Below are 17,156 nucleotides of genomic sequence, written 5' to 3'. Positions count from 1 at the left end.
GACATTTAATTGCGCTATTGTAAAATTCAGCTTTACATAAGTTGATTTATGAGCCAGCCTAAAAATACTACTAACCAAGCTACTGCTCTGACTAACCACGATCGCCAACCTATTCATATACCTGGCTCTATTCAACCTCATGGTGTACTATTAGCACTCAGTACTCAGCTAGAGATACTGCAAGTTAGCAACAATACCAAAGCATACTTAGGTAAAGAGCCAGAAGATTTGCTTGGTAAACCATTGAGCTATTTATTCGAAGCTCAACAAGTAGAAACTGTAAAGCAATGCTTGGTAAAAAAAATTGGCAGTGCGACTGCTTTCAAAGTATCAATAAATACTTTACATCAAGAACGAGATTTGGATGCGATCGCTCATCGTACAGAAGAAGCTGTGATTTTGGAGTTAGAACCGACAGACTCAAAATCTGAGGTGAGTTTCTTAGGTTTCCATGCTTTGGCAGGTGAAGCGATCGCAAAAATGCAAAGCACATCAAACCTGATAGAATTTTTGCACCTAGTGGCTGAAGAAGTCCAAAAAATCATTGGTTTCGATCGGGTGATGGTCTATCAATTTGATGAGTCGGGAGCGGGTTCTGTTGTTGGAGAAGTTAAACGGGAAGATTTATCACCTTATTTAGGACTCCATTATCCTGCTACAGATATTCCAGCGCAGGCTAGGGAGTTATACACGCGCTGCTTTCTCCGATTTCTTCCCGATTTGACGGCCGAACCTGTCCAGCTAATTCCAAGGCAAAATCCGACAACACATCAGCCTCTTGATTTAAGCTACTCTGTGCTACGGAGTTTTGATTGGTGTTGTGCTGAATATCATCAAAATATGGGAGTGAAGGGTCTTTTAGTAATTTCGCTGATTCAAGATAAAAAGCTTTGGGGATTAATATCCTGTCATCATCAAACACCAAAGCATATTTCTTATGAAGTCCGCAAGATGTGCGAATTTTTGGGACAAATCGTGTCTTCAGAGTTAGCGCACAAAATTAGTAATTCGGAATGGGACTATAAGGTAAAGCTCAAATCGCTACAGTCGGAGTTTTTAGAGTCCATTTCCCAAGCAGATAATTTTATTGATGCTTTAATAAAACCGGAAATCCGCTTGTTGGATTTTGTCAGTGCTTCTGGAGGGGCGGTTTGTCTGGATGATGAAATTAACCTTGTGGGAGCAACACCAAATATTGATGAGGTACGGGCGTTAATTAAATGGGCAGATACTCAAGTTAGTGACAACCTGTTTTCTACCGATTCTCTGCCGAAGCTTTACCCGGAAGCGCTCATATTTAAAGATACTGCTAGTGGTTTGTTGCTGCTGCGGATTTCTAAAGTCCGCCGTTATTACATTCTTTGGTTTCGCCCTGAAGTTCTGCAAACGGTAAATTGGGCAGGAAATCCACAGGAATCTATTCAAGCCCAGGTAGATGGTAGCTATACCCTATCTCCACGAAAATCCTTTGAACAATGGCAAGAAACGGTTAGATTAACTTCTCTACCTTGGAAAGCTTGCGAAGTTGAAAGTGCGATCGCTCTGAGTAATGCGATCGTGGGTATTGTCCTCTCGAAGGCGGATGAATTAGCGAAAATTAACCTGGAGTTAGAGCGCAGCAATCAAGAACTAGCATCCTTTGCCTACGCTGCTTCTCACGATCTCAAAGAGCCTTTGCGGGGCATTTATAACTTCTCAACGGTGCTGCTAGAAGACTATGCCCAAGTCTTGGATGATGATGGAATTGAGTGCTTGCAAACAGTAGTGTCCTTATCTGTACGTATGGAAACTCTGATTAATGCTTTGCTGCGACTCTCGCAGTTAGGACAAGCACATCTTCGAGAGCAAACAACCCATCTCAACGAATTGCTCAACCAAGTAATTGATGTCTTTCGTGCGAGTCGCCAAGACTCTGCGCTTATAGATATTCGCATTCCCCGGCCTTTACCAACAATTCAGTGCGATCGGGTTCTCGTCAATGAAGTCTTCAGTAATCTGCTTGGCAATGCCTTCAAATACAACGATAAAGCAGAGCAATGGGTTGAGATTGGCTACCTCGACAAGGAAGCAGGGGAGCAGCGAACAGCGAGCAGAGGGGAAGGAGGTAATTTTTCATTCTCTCCCATGCCCAATCCCCATTACCCCTTATCCCCAGAGGAGATCCCACCTTCCCCAATCTTTTATATCCGAGATAACGGTATTGGCATTCCACAACATCATCTAGAAACAATCTTTAGATTATTCAAGCGGCTGCATTCCCAGGAAAAATACGGTGGAGGAGCAGGTGCAGGATTAGCTATTGTTAAGAAGATTGTTGAACTTCATAACGGTCAAATTTGGGTTAAATCTACCGTAGGTGTTGGCTCTATTTTCTATTTCACGCTGGAATAGTTTAAGATAATAACCAAATATATATTTTTGTTAAGTTCTTTTAAGACCACGAATGACAAAAAAACTTGATGAACCTCTGCTTGTTGTTGAGGACAGCAATGAAGATTTTCGGATGCTACAACGTCTGATGCGGCGAATGTCCGTCCAGAACCCCATACATCGTTGTACTAATGGGGATGAGGTTTTAGAGTTTCTCTATCAACTGGGGGGCAATGCCTATAGCAAAGGCGAAAACTTACCCAACTCTAAAGTAGCATTACGACCCTCTGTGATCTTGCTCGATCTGAATTTGCCAGGTATTGATGGCCGTGACATCTTGGATCGGCTCAAGCAAGACAAGAGTTTCAAGGAAATTCCCATTGTTGTTTTTACCACATCATCTAACCCCAAGGATATTGAATTGTGCTATCAAAAGGGCGCAAATGGATATCTGGTCAAGCCGATGGATGCTCTGGAACTCAAAAAGACGATTCAGGCATTTGTGGACTACTGGCTTGAAGCCAATATGCCACCGGTGTTGGATTAATTTGTTTATTGTCTGTTGATGAGACAGTAGAGAAAAAAGGATAATAAAAGAGGCGGTTCAGAGGACACAGAGGCATTTTCCTCTTTGATTTACTGTGTCTGCTTGTCTCTGCTAGATTCCTTTTCTCCATTTTCTTATTATTCTGGCATTTCTTTAGGATTACTAAAGAATTTAGATTTTATTTACACTTATTTTATATTATTTTTAGAATTATGCAATAAAAACACAATCTGGATAAAAGGAATCAACATTCCCAATCCTCATACTTATACATGTTGGACATAAGGACGCTACTCATCATTGATGATTGTGCAGCAGATCGGAAAATTTATCGCCGATATCTGTTGAAAGATCCGCACCAGTCTTACCAGATTTTTGAGGCAGATTGTGCAGAGGAAGGACTTGCTTTGTGCCAAAAAATCCGTTGCGATGTCATTCTGCTGGATTTTTGCCTACCTGATATGAGTGGGTTAGAACTCTTCGATCGGATGCAGCAGGAGATATTTAAAACTTCTGTCCCTGTAATTATGCTGACAGGGCGGGGTGATGAAGAAATCGCTGTGCAAGTAATGAAACGGGGGGCGCTGGATTATTTGGTTAAGCACAATGTGACACAGGATGTACTGCAATTAGCAGTCCGCAACGCCATCAAGCAATCGTGCTTGCAAGCCCAACTCCACAAAACTCAGGAACGACAGCGCTTAATTGCGACAACTGCTCTCAGAATTCGCCAGTCTCTTAATCTAGAGCAAATTTTGAATACAGCTGTAGCAGAAGTACAGCAACTTCTGAAGTGCGATCGCGTGATAGTATATCAATTCGCCCCAGATACCGACGGTAAAATAGTCGCCTCATCAGTTGAGTCATTCCGCACCGTAGCATTGGGCGATCGCGTTGGGGCAGAGGAGCAGGGAGCAGGGACAGGGAGCAGGGGGAAAATTCCTCTTCTTTCCACCCTTCCCCACACCCGATCCCCAATCTCCAATCCCCAATCCCCAATCCCTTATATCTATGAGCTTGGCTTGTGTAATTGTGTCAGCCTGAAAGAGCAATTTAATACTCAGGCAAATTTGGTGGTTCCCATTAATTTGAGTAACAATGGGAACCCAACCCCTAAGCTTTGGGGTTTGTTGATTGCTCACCAGAATTCTGGAGAACGATATTGGCAAACTGATGATGCCCAAATGCTCAATGAAGTTTCGGTACAATTAGCGATCGCTATCCAACAAGCTGAGTTGCTAGCCCAAACTCAAGCAGCCCTTACCAAAGAAAAGCAACTAAATACATTTAAATCTCAAATCATTGCAACGGTTTCCCATGAATATCGAACGCCGCTAACTTCAATTCTGGCGGCTGCATCAACTTTGGCAAAACATAGTCAACAATTGGATGAGTCTAAACAAGAGAGGTTCTTGGGAATTATTGAACAGAAAGCAAGATATATGTCCAAATTGGTGGATGATATGATGCTAGTTAACCAATTTGAACTAGAAAAACCCAAATTTAAGCCAATTCCCCTCGATTTGGTGCAGTTTTTTGCCGATCTGATCGAACAAGAGCGAGAAATAACAGGCGATCGCCACGAATTGATTTTTCAAATTACTGGTCATACCCAAGGCTTTTGGGGCGATCGCGGACTTTTGCAGCAAATTTTTATTAACTTAATGTCTAATGCAATTAAGTACTCTCCAGATGGAGGGACTGTAGAGTTCCACCTCATCGGTAAAGAATCAGAGGCGATCTTTTACATCAGAGATCGGGGAATTGGTATCCCGATTAGAGATCAAGAAAATTTGTTTCAATCGTTCAGTCGTGCAAGTAACGTTGACACAATTCCTGGTACAGGCTTAGGGTTAGCGATCGCTAAAGGTTGTGTCGAGTTACATGGTGGGGATATTACCTTGTCCAGTGAAGTGGGGGAAGGTACTAAAGTTACAGTCAGCTTACCGAAGATATGCCCAATGAGTCAACTTTCCCCATCATCAACTTGATTTGTTGCAGTATATAGCGTTTATCTATATTGCTTACAACTTAAAAAACAAATCTTGTGATTATTACTCTTTAATTTCTATCTTAGTAATCAGCCATTCTTTGATTGTTTTACCACAAGGTTCAGAACTTTGACAATCATTGACATTCTCTAACTCATAAGACATCTTTACTTTTTTATTGACGTATTTATCTGGTTCGCAAACCTCAAATACTGCCCCGACACCTTCATATAACTTACCCTTTTCATCTACAACATTAACATAGCATTTCAAGTCTCCATTTTGCATATCTTTAATCGTCCCAAATATTGGGTTGTTATTATCAATTTCATGAGATTTATTGTTTTTCATGGATGTGTTTTTATTTGATGTTGAGTTACTAACTTTGTTGATATTTTTGGTATTATCTAGCCGGGTTGTAGAAGTAGATTGAGAGTTAACTTGGGTAGTTGTTGAGGTATTTGCTTGATTAACCTTATTCTCTTGAGAAACACTCTTGGTCGATTCACCACAACTCACAATCAACATAGAGCAAAAAAGTAATATAGTAGTAAAGATTGTTTTTTTCATTTTATTTATGTTCATGAAAGTTTATTGATGATTTGTTTGATGAAAAACTTTTATTAAGTTTTCTATAATATTTCTTTCTTGTTACAATTTTATGTTTTGTCACTTATGAGTTACATCGTGATATTTGCTGAATATACTCGGCGTTATCTGCATTTTTTATGTATTATTCAGTAGAGTGCTTAATAAATATCTTTAGCCTGGTTAATGTGGATAAAATAATGTTTAATTAAGCCTTGATTGCTAAATACTAATGCTTTGAGCATTAAATGAGTATTTAATAGAGTTTAGAAGCTGTAAGTATTAATTTTGTGTTATCTGAAGGTTTTCTCAACTTAAACAAACCATTTGGCTGGACTTCCCACGACTGCGTAGCGCGGGTGCGAAAATTGTTGCGCCTCAAACGTGTAGGACATGCGGGAACCTTAGATCCAGCGGCTACAGGGGTTTTACCAATCGCCTTTGGTAAAGCCACAAGATTATTGCAATATCTGCCAGAGAACAAAGCGTACATTGCCACTATTCGGCTGGGTGTGCGTACTACAACCGATGATTTGCAAGGGGAAATCATCACTTCTCAACCTTGTGCGGGATTGAGTTTGGCAGATATAAAAACTGCATTAACACAATTTGAAGGCAAAATTGAGCAAATACCACCTATTTACAGTGCAATTCAAGTGGATGGGAAACGCCTCTACGATTTAGCACGCCAAGGGAAAACAGTGGAAGTTCCAGTGCGAACAGTGGAAGTTTTTCGGATAGATATTTTGGATTGGAGAGAAGGAGATTTTCCTGAATTGGATGTGGCGATCGCTTGTGGTAGTGGTACATATATTAGAGCGATCGCTCGTGACTTAGGTGCAAACTTAGAAACTGGTGGCACTCTTGCGGCTTTAATCCGTACCGAAAGTAGTGGTTTCAATTTAACCGATAGTCTCACATTGACTGATTTAGAAGCACAACTACAAGCCGGAACATTTCAACCCGTTTGTCCAGATGCAGCTTTACAACATTTATCATCTGTTACCTTACCAGTAACATCTGCTCAAAAGTGGTGTCAAGGTCAAAGAATTTCTCTAACTTTCGATGTTCCTGAAATAGTACGAGTTTATGATGAAGAAACTCGCTTTTTAGGTATTGGACAATTACAAGATGAAGTGTTGATCCCTCTAATGGTTTTTGAACCTATTTCTTAATATCGTTAGTGTTAGGACTTACGCTAAATCATGATAAAACGAACCGCAAAGGACGCATTCGCGCAGCGTCTCGTCAGAGAAGGACACAAAGGAATAAGAGTTATCGCTGTCTTCGCTAAACAGGAGAACGGCAAATCATGAGCGATCGCCATTCTACTACTGCTGCACGTCTCAATGTTTACATCCAAGGTCAAGGATTTCCCATTCTGGGCTTACACGGTCATCCTGGTACTGGTCGTAGTCTTTCTGTCTTTACCAATCATTTATCAAAACGCTATCAAACTATTGCCCCCGATTTACGTGGATACGGCAAAAGTCGCTGGAATGGCAATTTTAATATGAATGACCATTTAACTGATTTAGAAGCGCTGCTAGACCGCTTAAATATTGGAAAATGTCTAGTATTGGGATGGTCACTTGGGGGCATTCTGGCAATGGAACTGGCATTGCGTTTACCAGAGCGCGTTACTGGGCTGATTTTAGTGGCGACAGCCGCAAAACCCCGTGGTAGTCATCCGACAATAACTTGGCAAGATAATTTATATACTGGCGTTGCTGGCTTATTAAACTATATAAAACCGAGTTGGCAATGGAATATTGAAACTTTTGGCAAGCGATCGCTTTTCCGCTACCTAATCCAACAACATACACCCACGACTTACCACTATATCGCCAAGGAAGCAGTACCAGCTTATTTGCAAACCTCTCCTGCTGCTACTCGCGCTCTCTACAGTGCAATTCAATCGGGATACAATCGGCTTCCAGAACTGCCACAAATCCAATGTCCTAGTTTAGTACTTGCTGGCGATCGAGACCGCCACATCACATCTGATTCCAGCTTACAAACTGCTCAACATCTCCCAAATTCTCAGTGGCAGTGTTATCCAAACACCGCTCATCTTTTCCCGTGGGAAGTCCCCCAGCAGGTGCTGAATGACATCGATAGTTGGCTGGAAAAAAATCCGCAGGTAATTCGTAATTCGTAATTTCGAGTTGGAATTACGAATTATCTGGTTAAAAGTTAAAAACCCTTGAATTATTAACAATTAGTAATTACGTTATGGATGGAGCTTTAGATTCCAACCATAACGGGACGACCAATAGATGTCTTTTACTCCAACCCGATTTTAATTACGAATTACGTTAGCGTCTCGTAGAGAGCGTCATTACGAATTATCTTGATTTTCGCCTAACTTAATTAAATCTGACCGCCAAAGGCAGGCTGTACTTTGCGGTCAAATCTTTCCCCCAGGTCTTCAGCAATGGTTAAGGTATTAGGTTTGCAACGTTTTACACGAATAGTAATTCCCGTAGCTCCTTCGACTTCCAAATCTTCTATGTATCCAATGCTTGACAATTTTGCATCAGAAGAACTCAGAAATGGGCCGAAGTAATAAGTACACCGGGGATTTTGTGTTACAATCTCTACCCACCAGGCCAAGCCGAGGTAGTCGAATGTGTTGATCAACACTTCCTTGAGGTTATGCCAAATGGTCTTCATGGTTTTAGCCAATTTATAAACGTCTACAGGGTGTTAAACGATATGGTGCTTTATTATCTTTTACATTTCTTTATACTCTGTTACTGTTATTTTTTCAAAGAAATCTTTTGTAACTTATCTAAATAATGCGTATTTAGCGATCGCTGGCGATAAACTTCATAAAGCGCCATCCCTGCTGCTACAGATGCATTCAGGCTAGGAGTCTTACCTTGCAGAGGAATCGATACCAAAAAATCACAGGAACGTTGAGTCAGCATACCCAGACCTTCGCCTTCTGAACCGATTACCAAAACGATTGGCCCTTTGAAATTCACAGTATGCACGGGTTCGCTTCCACTTGTAGCAGTGCCGTAAATCCAAAAGCCAGCTTCTTTTAATTCTTCTAAGGCGCGGCTGAGGTTGACAACTCTAGATACAGCAAAGTTTTCTAAAGCGCCTGCTGAAACTTTCATGACAGTGGAAGTGATCCCAGATGCTCTTCTTTGAGGAATCACCAATCCTTGAGCGCCTATTGCTTCGGCGGTGCGAATAATTGCTCCCAAGTTGTGGGGATCTGTAATTCCGTCAGCTACTACTATTACGGGATCGGTTACAGATTTAGACTGTTCAATGAGATCGGGCAATTCGATGTAGGCGTAAGGAGCAGTTTGTGCTGCCACACCTTGATGATTAGCCCCATTGGTGAGATAGTCTAAGCGCTTGGGTTCAACCTCATCAATAACTGTGCCATTTTCCTTAGCTTGCAGGAGAAAATGGTGGAAGCTGGGATCGTAGCGCAGCCGGGTAATAATCCAGATGCGGTTGAGGTTGCGCTGTTTTTGCAACGCACTCAGGACTGGATGACGACCGTAGATGAGATCGTTATCTTCTTCTATCGGTTGTGTAGATACAGGCGACTGGGAGAAGTTGCTATTTCGTTGTCGGGAGTTGCCAGAAATGGTGTTGCTATCTACTTTCCGGGGATTGCGAATGGGAGCAACAGAGATAGGGTTGCTATCTACTTTCCGGGGATTGCGAGTGGGATTAGCAACAGAAATGGGGTTGCTATCTATTTTCCGGGGATTACGAGTGGGATTACTAACAACACGCTTACCCTTAATTTTTATGGGTTTCCCACGATCGCGATTGGGTTCGCTAGTAGAAGTGTTGATGATTTTTCTCGGTTGATTCTGCATTTGATTTATGGATATAGCTTATGGTTGAACATACCGATTACCTAAATTTCTGGAACCTAATCTACTGCTGTACCTATTGTTGTGAAATTGAGTTTTCACTCTTTTTCTACATGAAGCATTTGCAACAGTTCGGTTAGACGCTGGTAATCGGTGAGATATAAATAGCCTATTAAGGTTTCTAGACTAGTTGCCTGTTGATAAATTTCGGGATTGAGTCGCTTAGGGCGGCCTGTCGCGGCGTTTCTACCCCGTCGGACAATATCTAATTCGGTGTCCCTCAGATGAGGAGTTAGCGATCGCAAATGTAGCGCTTGTGTTTCTGCTCTTACCTGCTCCACTACCAGCCGATGGTAAATTCCTGACCGCTGCAATGGCAGCAGATAGAACATTCTAACATACAACTCATAAATTGCATCCCCCAAATATGCTAAAGCAGTAGGAGAAATTTGTTGCACTTGTGAGAGGGAAATCTGTTGGAACGGCCCTGTGGTTGCCAAGAGTGCTTCAGTCCAAGATAAACTCTGGTTGGGAGTTTCATCTTGTCCATCTAATAGCTCTTCCTCCTGTGACTTCACAAATAAATCATTCCTTGACGGGCTAGATTTGGCAGGCACTCTTCGCAAAGACTGATTTTTCTGAAGTGTGCCATGATAGTATACTTAGCATAATTGATACTATCAAAATTGCTTTTTAATTTCATCATTTTGACTGGGAGTTGGCATCTTAAATCACCCTGATGTCAATGCCTATAAACCAAATTTTGCCTAGTTATTGTGGTCTGTGTCTAAGATAGGGTAAAATTTTGACATCAAATACACCCTGTTCTTAAATCCCATTGTCATCCTTACTTAGTAAGCGACAATTTCTAACTATACAGTATCAAGTCAAGTTTACCTATACACAAATCTGCTGACTTTGTATTTTGTACAATTTTTCAGACTTGATTGTTTATCCGATATTCTGCCCAATAATCATTTACCCAAGAACTGGGTGTCTATATCTTTAGTTATTGCTCAACTTTAAACATAATAGCTCAACTGGCTTTTTGCCTCTCCCACCAGGAGAGAGGTTTTCTGCCAGAAGTTTTAAAAATTAAACTACCCGATGTTGAATCTGGATAGCTAAATCGATTTGGTTCAAGCAATCAAGACTACTTGACGTTTTCTAGAGCTTCTTCAACTGATTTTTGCAGGGAGAGAAACTTCTCTAGGCGAACAAGCTTGACCGTTTGAGTTACACGGGCATTCGTGACAATTTGCAAAGTGCCCTCAGCAGTTTGAGCTTGCTTGGCTAGTTGTACCAAAGCACCCAAGCCAGAGCTATCAATAAAGTCGATTTGTGAGAGATCCAAAATAATATGCTTAGGGCCCTCTTCAATCTTGCTGCCAAGTACTTTACGAAATGTTGGTTCAGAAAAGGCATCTAACAAACCTGTGAGGCGGAATAGCTGGCAGTTATCCCGGACTTCACGAGTGCCCCTCAGGCTAACGGTTAGATTCAGTGGCTCAGCAATAATTCCCTCCTCATGAGTTAAAGTGAACGCTCAAGTATAAATGGTTTTTGAGCGAGTTGTCTACAATCTTTTGGGGCATTCGGCACAACAGGCAGAGGGGCGGGGAACAGGGAGAAGAGGGGAAAGAGATAATTTTTATTCTTATTTTCCCCCTTGCTTCCTTCCCACCCATTTCCCATTTTTACTTCACGTCGGCTGTTGTGGCTTGACGGGCTGTTCGCATCGCTTGAACAAATTGCTCAAACAAGTAATCAGCATCGTGGGGGCCAGGACTAGCTTCTGGGTGATACTGTACGGAGAATACAGGTAGAGATTTGTGACGGACTCCGGCAATGGTGCGATCGTTTAAGTTTAGGTGGCTGATTTCTACAACTGCCGTAGGTAAAGAATCTGGATCGATCGCAAAACTATGGTTTTGGCTGGTAATTTCTACCCGTTGTTGTAATCCAGCAGGCTGATTTAAACCACGATGACCAAATTTAAGTTTATAGGTTTCTGCCCCTAATGCATGACCTAAGATTTGATGCCCCATGCAAATACCAAAGATAGGCTTTTGACTTAACAAAAGCGCTTTAGCAGTTGCAATTCCTCCAGTGACGGCAGCTGGATCGCCCGGCCCGTTGGAAAGAAACACACCATCTGGATTGTAATTGAGGATTTCTTCTGGTGACGTATCAGCAGGTACAACAATTACCCGACAGCCGTAACTTACTAAGCGTCGCAAAATATTGCGTTTTACGCCAAAATCGAGGGCAACAACAGTAAAGGCTTCCTCTGGATTTTCGGCAGCCTCAGAGTTGAATTCCCAAGCTGGAATTGTGGGATCAGACCATTTATAAGCTGTTGAGGTGGTGACTTCCCGAACCAGATTTAATCCTGCCATGTTGGGAGCCGCTAGTACCTGCTCTAGCAATTCCGCCTCATCGAGAATGGTTGTAGAAATACCACCATTCATGGCTCCAAACATCCGAATTTTGCGGGTGAGGGCGCGGGTATCGATGCCGTATATCCCTGGTACTTGGTTTTGTTTGAGGTAGTCTGGTAAGGATTGCGTCGATCGCCAGTTACTTGGTCGTTGACAAATATTTCGAGCGATCGCACCCCGCACTTGGGGGCCTTCTGATTCTTCATCTTCAGGATTGATACCAGTGTTACCTAATTCTGGATAGGTAAAAATAACAATCTGACCGCAATAACTAGGGTCAGTGAGGACTTCTTGGTAGCCGGTCATGCCAGTGTTAAACACCACTTCTCCGATCGCGGTTCCCGTAGCACCGAAAGACCAACCGCGATAAGTGGTTCCATCTGCCAAGACAAGTAAAGCAGGTATTGCGTCAGTCAGGGGCATAGTAAATTGGGGATTGGGGATTGGGGATTGGGAATTGGGGATTGGGGGTTGGGAATTGGGAAAACTCTTCCCCACCTAGTCCCCAGTCCCTAGTCTCCAGTCCCCAATACTGCGATTGTTAATTATCCCATGAGTTGGGCAATTGGGATTTTTTTAGATAGTTAATTAAAATTAAATTGGGAATTTAAAGTGGCGGGAGTGGATTTGGCAAAGCTAGGGCGGTTAAAATTAATTATGCTTCAGTCTTTTTTATCCCGTGCAACCCTAATTTTTGTATCAAGCGCTCTAGCGGTTTTGTGTGTTGCCTGTAGTGAAGACAAACGGAACACTGTGACTGGTGGCAATGAGCAACCCGCGCCAATTGGGGATTTGGCATCAGTAGAACCTGCCGTCAAACCACCAACACCAGCAGTTACTCCAGAAGTACACCCGCTAGAGCCGTCTGAAAGCGAACCAAGTCTTTTTGAACAAGGATTAGACAAAGCAGTTGGTGCTTGGAGTATCAGCCGATCTGCTCAATCTCCAGGTGATTGGATTTTGGTAGCTAATCAATATCAGGATGCGATCGCGCTGATGGAAAGAGTCCGGCGACAAAGCCCGGAATTTGCGATCGCTCAGACCAAAATCGCTGAATATCGCCACCAAATTAAATATGCTCAACAACAAGCTAATCCTCGCCCTGTGCGGGTTGCCGAACCGAAGAGGATAGTAGTTGTGGTTCCCCAAACAAGAATCACACCAAAGTATACCTTGCCTCCGCAAGAAACAGAACCGTTACCAGCAGAGCCAGGTTTGCCCTCATCAGCAGTGGTGATTCCAGATCAGCAAGTATTTACAGCGCCGATTAAAAGGCGACTTGGTGGAACGCCAATTGTCGAAGTTACCTTCAATGGTCAGCGACAATTTGAAATGATTATAGATACAGGAGCTAGTGGGACTGTGATTACCCAAGAGATGGCAAATACCTTGGGAATCGTGACTGTAGGCAGAGCTAAAGCAAATACTGCTAGTTCTAGGGCTGTAGAATTTCCTGTGGGCTATGTTAATTCGATGGCAATTGGTGGGGTAATAGTAAATAAAATCCCAGTGGCGATCGCAGGTGCGGAACTAGAAACTGGACTTCTAGGACATGATTTTTTTGGTAACTACGATGTCACCATTAAACGGAATGTAGTAGAATTTCGGCCGCAAGTGCGATCGCAAATCAATCCCCCAGAAACTCAACTAACTGCTCCAACTTCGTCCAAGCAGCCCCACTTTGTAGGATATCCTTAGCGATTTTAATCCCTTGAGCGTGATCTAAGAGTGCGATCGTACCTGCTACTTGCAGCGCCAACGAAGCATTTAATGCTACTGCATCTTGTTGCGCCTGAGTTCCCTTACCTTGGAGTACCGCCTTGAGAATCACCGCATTTTCTTGGACATCGCCACCCCGAAGCATACCTATGGGAGCAGGTGTTAGATCCAAATCTAGGGGATTAATGGTAGTTACCTGCACTTCTCCATCTGATAAAACTGCTAAGTCAGTTTCATCTCCTAATCCAGCCTCATCGAGTTTTTCTCGTCCATGTAAAACGATCGCCTTTTCCTTGCCCAAATTGTTTAATGCTTGGGCAACAGTCGCCAAAAGTTTAGGAGTAAATAGCCCCACAACTTGCCCAGTTGGACGCAAAGGATTTACTAACGGGCCCAGCAAATTAAACACCGTTCTTACCCTGAGAGTCCGCCGCAATTGGGCAACCGCTTTAAGTGCTGGATGCCAACCAGGTGCAAACAAAAAAGTGATCCCCACCTCTTGTAATGCGGCTTGCACCTTGTCACCCGATGCGCTTAAGTTTACACCCAAGGCTTCCAATACATCTGCGCTCCCCGTCAGACTTGACGCGGAACGATTGCCATGTTTGGCAACAGGTATACCAGATGCAGCAGCAACAAAAGCAACGGCTGTAGAAATATTAAAGGTTGATGAACCATCTCCACCCGTGCCACAGGTATCTATTACAGGTATTAGAGATTGGCTGGATTTTTGCCCAGTCCCTAGTCCCCAATCCCCAGTCCCCAATCTTGATTGAGATTGTAGTACTTCAGCCATACCAGTCAACTCGTCGGCAGAAATGCCTCTAAAGTTGAGCGCTGTTAAAATAGCCCCTGATAACTCTGGGGGAATCGCTTCACTAAGCCAACCTTGCATCAATTCAGCAGCTTGAGTACGGGATAAGGATTGGCCATCTATTAATTGTTGCAGTAGCATATACCAGCTAGCAGAGGCTTCTTGAGCAGAGATTGGAAAAGTTGTCATAGCTAAGGTTTCTAGTTTGGTAGGGTGTAGCTAGGTTGAAGGGTATGGGAGCTATCCTACCGGAAAATTGGCCGCTATTAAAATTAGCTTGAAATATCAAGGCTCAACTGCAAAGCTGGATTAAGAAGCTTTTGATTTTTTGCTTTTTTATCCAAATCAAGTTTAACTTCGTAGTTAGTAATGAATAGCTCTTTTCCTTTCGCTGCACCACTTTGCTTATAGTTATTCATGCCATACTGCAATTCCCATGCCGAGATATTAGCCCATTGAAAATTTTCTCTAATTTGCGATGAGTCGTCATAGGTAATTAGCCAGCGATGATGACATTGTTGCAAAAGTTCAGCAAATCTCTGATGTTCAAAAGAAGTGTGCAAGTCACCATCTTTACCATATAGCTTTGATTTTGTAGCACTAAAATATGGTGGATCTAAAAATAAAAATACGTCTTCACCTTCAGAGTTTAATAGGTGGCTGTAATCAAAATTAGTAATTTGGACGTTTTTTGATAAGATATTTTCTAACTTTTCGAGTCGTTCTATTGAAGAATCAGTAAATCTTTTATGAAAAGCTTCTTGAGAAAAACCACCTGATTCTACAGTTCCTGAAAAAGTAATTCTATTGAGTACGAAAAATCGAACGGCTCTTTCTAAATCAGATAAATTATTAACATCCACACTAGTTAATTCTGTAAAGAGTAATTTCCCATCTGTATATTTAACTTTAATATGCCGAATTTCTTTAACTAACTGAACTATATCAGACTGGGCCAACTTCCAGAATAAGAAAAGCTCGCGGTTTAAATCATTAATCCAAATCTTAATATGAGGAAACTTTTGTCTTAGATAAATAAATACAGAACCACCACCTACAAAAGGCTCTCGAAATTCTGAAAAGCTCTCTGGTAAGTATTCAGCTATCTGATTTATTGCTTTTGACTTTCCACCAGGATATCGTAAAGGACTTTTAATCATAACCAAGAATTATAATGTTGAAAAATTACTGGATACTTCTATTTTAAGTCTCTGATTATTTTGAGCTTCTAAAGCCAATTTTTTGATAATTAGTTTTTGATTGGTATTAAAAATCTTAATATTAACTTCTAGAAAATATTCTAGTTCTTCTAGTGATGCATCTGGAAAGACAATAGAACCGATAACATTGTTACCTGTAAGCTTGAGCTTTGTAACAAAGAATACTTCCTGATCATTCAATATTAAAGAATCTAAATTAGAAAATAAAATTAGCTTGAATAAACCATCTTGAATATCAGGGAGCTTTGGCAAAGATGCTGTTGAAGTATTTTTTGACTCTTGTATAATATATATGTTGTTCTCGAATATTATCTCATCAGGAGTCAAATAGTAAATTCCGCCAAGATAGTTTTCAATACTAAAAGTTGCTTTTAATCCATCCACTAAATATTCTAGCTTATGAGAAGTCAGCGCCTCTCTCTTACTAGCACTCTGAGAACCTTTAAGAGAAATATTCTTAAATTCCTCAAACTCTTCTCTGATTTTATGTAAATATTTATCTGATCCTTCTCGTGAGTGAATTATTACTCCAGTTTGATGAAAAATAGAATCATAAGAATCTAGAGCTTTTTCAAAAGTTTGTGTAAATCTTTCTTCAAATAGATTCTTATTCCAATGAAGTGCGCTTTGGCGATATGCTAATATCTCACTGATTTGAAATTTAACAAAATCATTAGAAAAATTCTGATTACTCAACTTATTCTTATTAATTTGACCCTTTTTAGTACTTTTTTTTGCCGTTTCGTAATAAGCAAGTACTATATAGATATTAAGTAAATTCATCCAAGAAATTGTAGAGTATTGGATTTTATCTATATCACCATCTTTGCCCTCATCTTTAATCACCGGGATAATAGTTATAACTTTGGAGGAATTATATGTATTATAAATTCTGGCAAATGGATAACTTCTGGTTCTCTTAGGTGATACCCATTTTGAATAAGCAATTTCAGTTGTAGGTGACTTGATTAATCCATAACCCCTTTCTTTATTGATATCAAATACATCTAAACTAATCCTACTTAAATTATCATCTAAGTAAGTTTTATAGGTCACTCCTTTGATAAATCCTGTAAAATGAAGAACTTCTGCCATATATCCAAATTTTTCTTAATATTTATCTTTGCCATAGTTTAGTTCAGCATTGGTTATTAAAGCATAGAAATGACCAAGCAAGAGTTAATTTCCTCCTGAATAGCTACGATTTTCTGAAGTAGTTGGCTGTTGGGGCGTAGCTTGCCCTCGTAAGCGATCGCAAACCGTCCAATATAAAATTACGTGCCCGTAATATTTGCTGATAAATTTTATATCGAGTTTATGTTGCATTCTCTTAAAAATCTGTTACATTACTTTACAGGCAGTTATAACTGTTACAACATAAAAGCTCGGAGTATTATTTATGGCAGACGTTAAGAAGACTACGGGTTCGGTTCCAGAAGATCCTAATGCTTTGCGCTGGGGCTTTACTCCTCAGAGCGAAAACTGGAACGGTCGTTTTGCAATGATTGGTTTTCTATCTGCTGTTGCGCTTGAAGTGTTTTCTGGTCAAGGGATTTTACACTTCTGGGGCATCCTTTAGATTTCAACGTTTTTACACCTTCATTAGATGATCGGGCAA

17 protein-coding genes are annotated in these 17,156 nt (G+C 41.3%); 7 read left to right on the top strand and 10 right to left on the bottom strand.

Going from position 1 to position 17,156, the window contains the following annotated elements:
• Window positions 1-48: 48 nt before the first annotated feature.
• The 3 genes from V7K55_RS05700 (at window position 49) to V7K55_RS05690 (ending at window position 4,908) form a co-directional block, all read left to right on the top strand.
• Window positions 49-2,391: an ATP-binding protein gene (locus V7K55_RS05700; protein ID WP_334829074.1), complete on the top strand. Its 2,343-nt coding sequence runs from the start codon at window positions 49-51 to the stop codon at window positions 2,389-2,391.
• A 52-nt stretch (window positions 2,392-2,443) separates the two neighbouring features.
• Window positions 2,444-2,917 (top strand): response regulator, encoded by a 474-nt coding sequence (locus V7K55_RS05695; RefSeq protein WP_334829072.1) that lies wholly within the window; start codon window positions 2,444-2,446, stop codon window positions 2,915-2,917.
• Window positions 2,918-3,189: 272 nt separating this feature from the next.
• The gene (locus tag V7K55_RS05690) at window positions 3,190-4,908 is read left to right on the top strand and encodes a hybrid sensor histidine kinase/response regulator (RefSeq protein WP_334829070.1); all 1,719 of its coding nucleotides are present in this window, start codon (window positions 3,190-3,192) and stop codon (window positions 4,906-4,908) included.
• 63 nt (window positions 4,909-4,971) lie between these two features.
• On the opposite strand, the gene V7K55_RS05685 is transcribed toward V7K55_RS05690, so the two are convergent.
• Window positions 4,972-5,478, bottom strand: coding sequence for a hypothetical protein (locus V7K55_RS05685; protein WP_334829068.1), 507 nt, complete (start codon window positions 5,476-5,478; stop codon window positions 4,972-4,974).
• Window positions 5,479-5,786: 308 nt separating this feature from the next.
• Between V7K55_RS05685 and truB the strand changes: the two genes are divergently transcribed.
• Together truB and V7K55_RS05675 are read left to right on the top strand one after the other, a co-directional pair.
• A complete protein-coding gene (gene truB, locus V7K55_RS05680; RefSeq protein WP_334829063.1) occupies window positions 5,787-6,671 on the top strand; it encodes a tRNA pseudouridine(55) synthase TruB in 885 nt (294 codons plus the stop codon).
• A 137-nt stretch (window positions 6,672-6,808) separates the two neighbouring features.
• Entirely contained in the window at window positions 6,809-7,657 is an 849-nt protein-coding gene (locus V7K55_RS05675) for an alpha/beta fold hydrolase (RefSeq protein ID WP_334829061.1), read from the top strand.
• Window positions 7,658-7,869: 212 nt separating this feature from the next.
• On the opposite strand, the gene V7K55_RS05670 is transcribed toward V7K55_RS05675, so the two are convergent.
• From V7K55_RS05670 to carA, 5 genes are all read right to left on the bottom strand, one after another.
• The gene (locus V7K55_RS05670) at window positions 7,870-8,172 is read right to left on the bottom strand and encodes a DUF1816 domain-containing protein (RefSeq protein WP_334829059.1); all 303 of its coding nucleotides are present in this window, start codon (window positions 8,170-8,172) and stop codon (window positions 7,870-7,872) included.
• An 86-nt stretch (window positions 8,173-8,258) separates the two neighbouring features.
• Complete coding sequence (rlmB, locus tag V7K55_RS05665) at window positions 8,259-9,347, bottom strand: 23S rRNA (guanosine(2251)-2'-O)-methyltransferase RlmB (RefSeq protein WP_334829057.1); 1,089 nt, start codon at window positions 9,345-9,347, stop codon at window positions 8,259-8,261.
• A 95-nt stretch (window positions 9,348-9,442) separates the two neighbouring features.
• Complete coding sequence (locus V7K55_RS05660; RefSeq protein ID WP_334829055.1) at window positions 9,443-9,922, bottom strand: Mini-ribonuclease 3; 480 nt, start codon at window positions 9,920-9,922, stop codon at window positions 9,443-9,445.
• A 575-nt stretch (window positions 9,923-10,497) separates the two neighbouring features.
• Window positions 10,498-10,863: an STAS domain-containing protein gene (locus tag V7K55_RS05655; RefSeq protein WP_083782327.1), complete on the bottom strand. Its 366-nt coding sequence runs from the start codon at window positions 10,861-10,863 to the stop codon at window positions 10,498-10,500.
• Between the two features lie 178 nt (window positions 10,864-11,041).
• A complete protein-coding gene (gene carA, locus V7K55_RS05650; RefSeq protein WP_334829053.1) occupies window positions 11,042-12,208 on the bottom strand; it encodes a glutamine-hydrolyzing carbamoyl-phosphate synthase small subunit in 1,167 nt (388 codons plus the stop codon).
• Between the two features lie 234 nt (window positions 12,209-12,442).
• Between carA and V7K55_RS05645 the strand changes: the two genes are divergently transcribed.
• Window positions 12,443-13,483: a retropepsin-like aspartic protease family protein gene (locus V7K55_RS05645; RefSeq protein ID WP_334829149.1), complete on the top strand. Its 1,041-nt coding sequence runs from the start codon at window positions 12,443-12,445 to the stop codon at window positions 13,481-13,483.
• On the opposite strand, the gene trpD is transcribed toward V7K55_RS05645, so the two are convergent.
• The 4 genes from trpD to V7K55_RS05625 all read right to left on the bottom strand — a co-directional run bounded on the left by trpD (window position 13,413) and on the right by V7K55_RS05625 (window position 16,864).
• A complete protein-coding gene (gene trpD, locus V7K55_RS05640; RefSeq protein ID WP_334829051.1) occupies window positions 13,413-14,507 on the bottom strand; it encodes an anthranilate phosphoribosyltransferase in 1,095 nt (364 codons plus the stop codon). The two genes, V7K55_RS05645 and trpD, sit on opposite strands and share 71 nt — an antisense overlap.
• Before the next feature lie 83 nt (window positions 14,508-14,590).
• Window positions 14,591-15,478: a DNA adenine methylase gene (locus V7K55_RS05635; RefSeq protein ID WP_334829049.1), complete on the bottom strand. Its 888-nt coding sequence runs from the start codon at window positions 15,476-15,478 to the stop codon at window positions 14,591-14,593.
• A 9-nt stretch (window positions 15,479-15,487) separates the two neighbouring features.
• Window positions 15,488-16,633, bottom strand: coding sequence for a hypothetical protein (locus tag V7K55_RS05630; protein ID WP_334829047.1), 1,146 nt, complete (start codon window positions 16,631-16,633; stop codon window positions 15,488-15,490).
• Between the two features lie 84 nt (window positions 16,634-16,717).
• On the bottom strand, window positions 16,718-16,864 hold the full coding sequence (locus tag V7K55_RS05625; RefSeq protein WP_334829045.1) for a hypothetical protein: 147 nt from the start codon (window positions 16,862-16,864) through the stop codon (window positions 16,718-16,720).
• A gap of 73 nt (window positions 16,865-16,937) precedes the next feature.
• Between V7K55_RS05625 and V7K55_RS05620 the strand changes: the two genes are divergently transcribed.
• Window positions 16,938-17,117: a high light inducible protein gene (locus V7K55_RS05620; RefSeq protein WP_012407945.1), complete on the top strand. Its 180-nt coding sequence runs from the start codon at window positions 16,938-16,940 to the stop codon at window positions 17,115-17,117.
• The last annotated feature ends 39 nt before the right edge of the window (window positions 17,118-17,156 follow it).

The organism is Nostoc sp. (genome assembly GCF_036919895.1).
Lineage (GTDB): Bacteria > Cyanobacteriota > Cyanobacteriia > Cyanobacteriales > Nostocaceae > Nostoc.
Note: the sequence above shows the minus strand (reverse complement) of the source record. Positions and strands in the feature narration are given on the sequence as shown.

Coding starts and splice junctions, on each gene's coding strand:
- V7K55_RS05700 (WP_334829074.1), top strand. CDS start 49: ATGAGCCAGCCTAAAAATACTACTAACCAAGCTACTGCTCTGACTAAC.
- V7K55_RS05695 (WP_334829072.1), top strand. CDS start 2,444: ATGACAAAAAAACTTGATGAACCTCTGCTTGTTGTTGAGGACAGCAAT.
- V7K55_RS05690 (WP_334829070.1), top strand. CDS start 3,190: ATGTTGGACATAAGGACGCTACTCATCATTGATGATTGTGCAGCAGAT.
- V7K55_RS05685 (WP_334829068.1), bottom strand. CDS start 5,478: ATGAAAAAAACAATCTTTACTACTATATTACTTTTTTGCTCTATGTTG.
- V7K55_RS05675 (WP_334829061.1), top strand. CDS start 6,809: ATGAGCGATCGCCATTCTACTACTGCTGCACGTCTCAATGTTTACATC.
- V7K55_RS05670 (WP_334829059.1), bottom strand. CDS start 8,172: ATGAAGACCATTTGGCATAACCTCAAGGAAGTGTTGATCAACACATTC.
- rlmB (WP_334829057.1), bottom strand. CDS start 9,347: ATGCAGAATCAACCGAGAAAAATCATCAACACTTCTACTAGCGAACCC.
- carA (WP_334829053.1), bottom strand. CDS start 12,208: ATGCCCCTGACTGACGCAATACCTGCTTTACTTGTCTTGGCAGATGGA.
- V7K55_RS05645 (WP_334829149.1), top strand. CDS start 12,443: ATGCTTCAGTCTTTTTTATCCCGTGCAACCCTAATTTTTGTATCAAGC.
- trpD (WP_334829051.1), bottom strand. CDS start 14,507: ATGACAACTTTTCCAATCTCTGCTCAAGAAGCCTCTGCTAGCTGGTAT.
- V7K55_RS05635 (WP_334829049.1), bottom strand. CDS start 15,478: ATGATTAAAAGTCCTTTACGATATCCTGGTGGAAAGTCAAAAGCAATA.
- V7K55_RS05630 (WP_334829047.1), bottom strand. CDS start 16,633: ATGGCAGAAGTTCTTCATTTTACAGGATTTATCAAAGGAGTGACCTAT.
- V7K55_RS05625 (WP_334829045.1), bottom strand. CDS start 16,864: ATGCAACATAAACTCGATATAAAATTTATCAGCAAATATTACGGGCAC.
- V7K55_RS05620 (WP_012407945.1), top strand. CDS start 16,938: ATGGCAGACGTTAAGAAGACTACGGGTTCGGTTCCAGAAGATCCTAAT.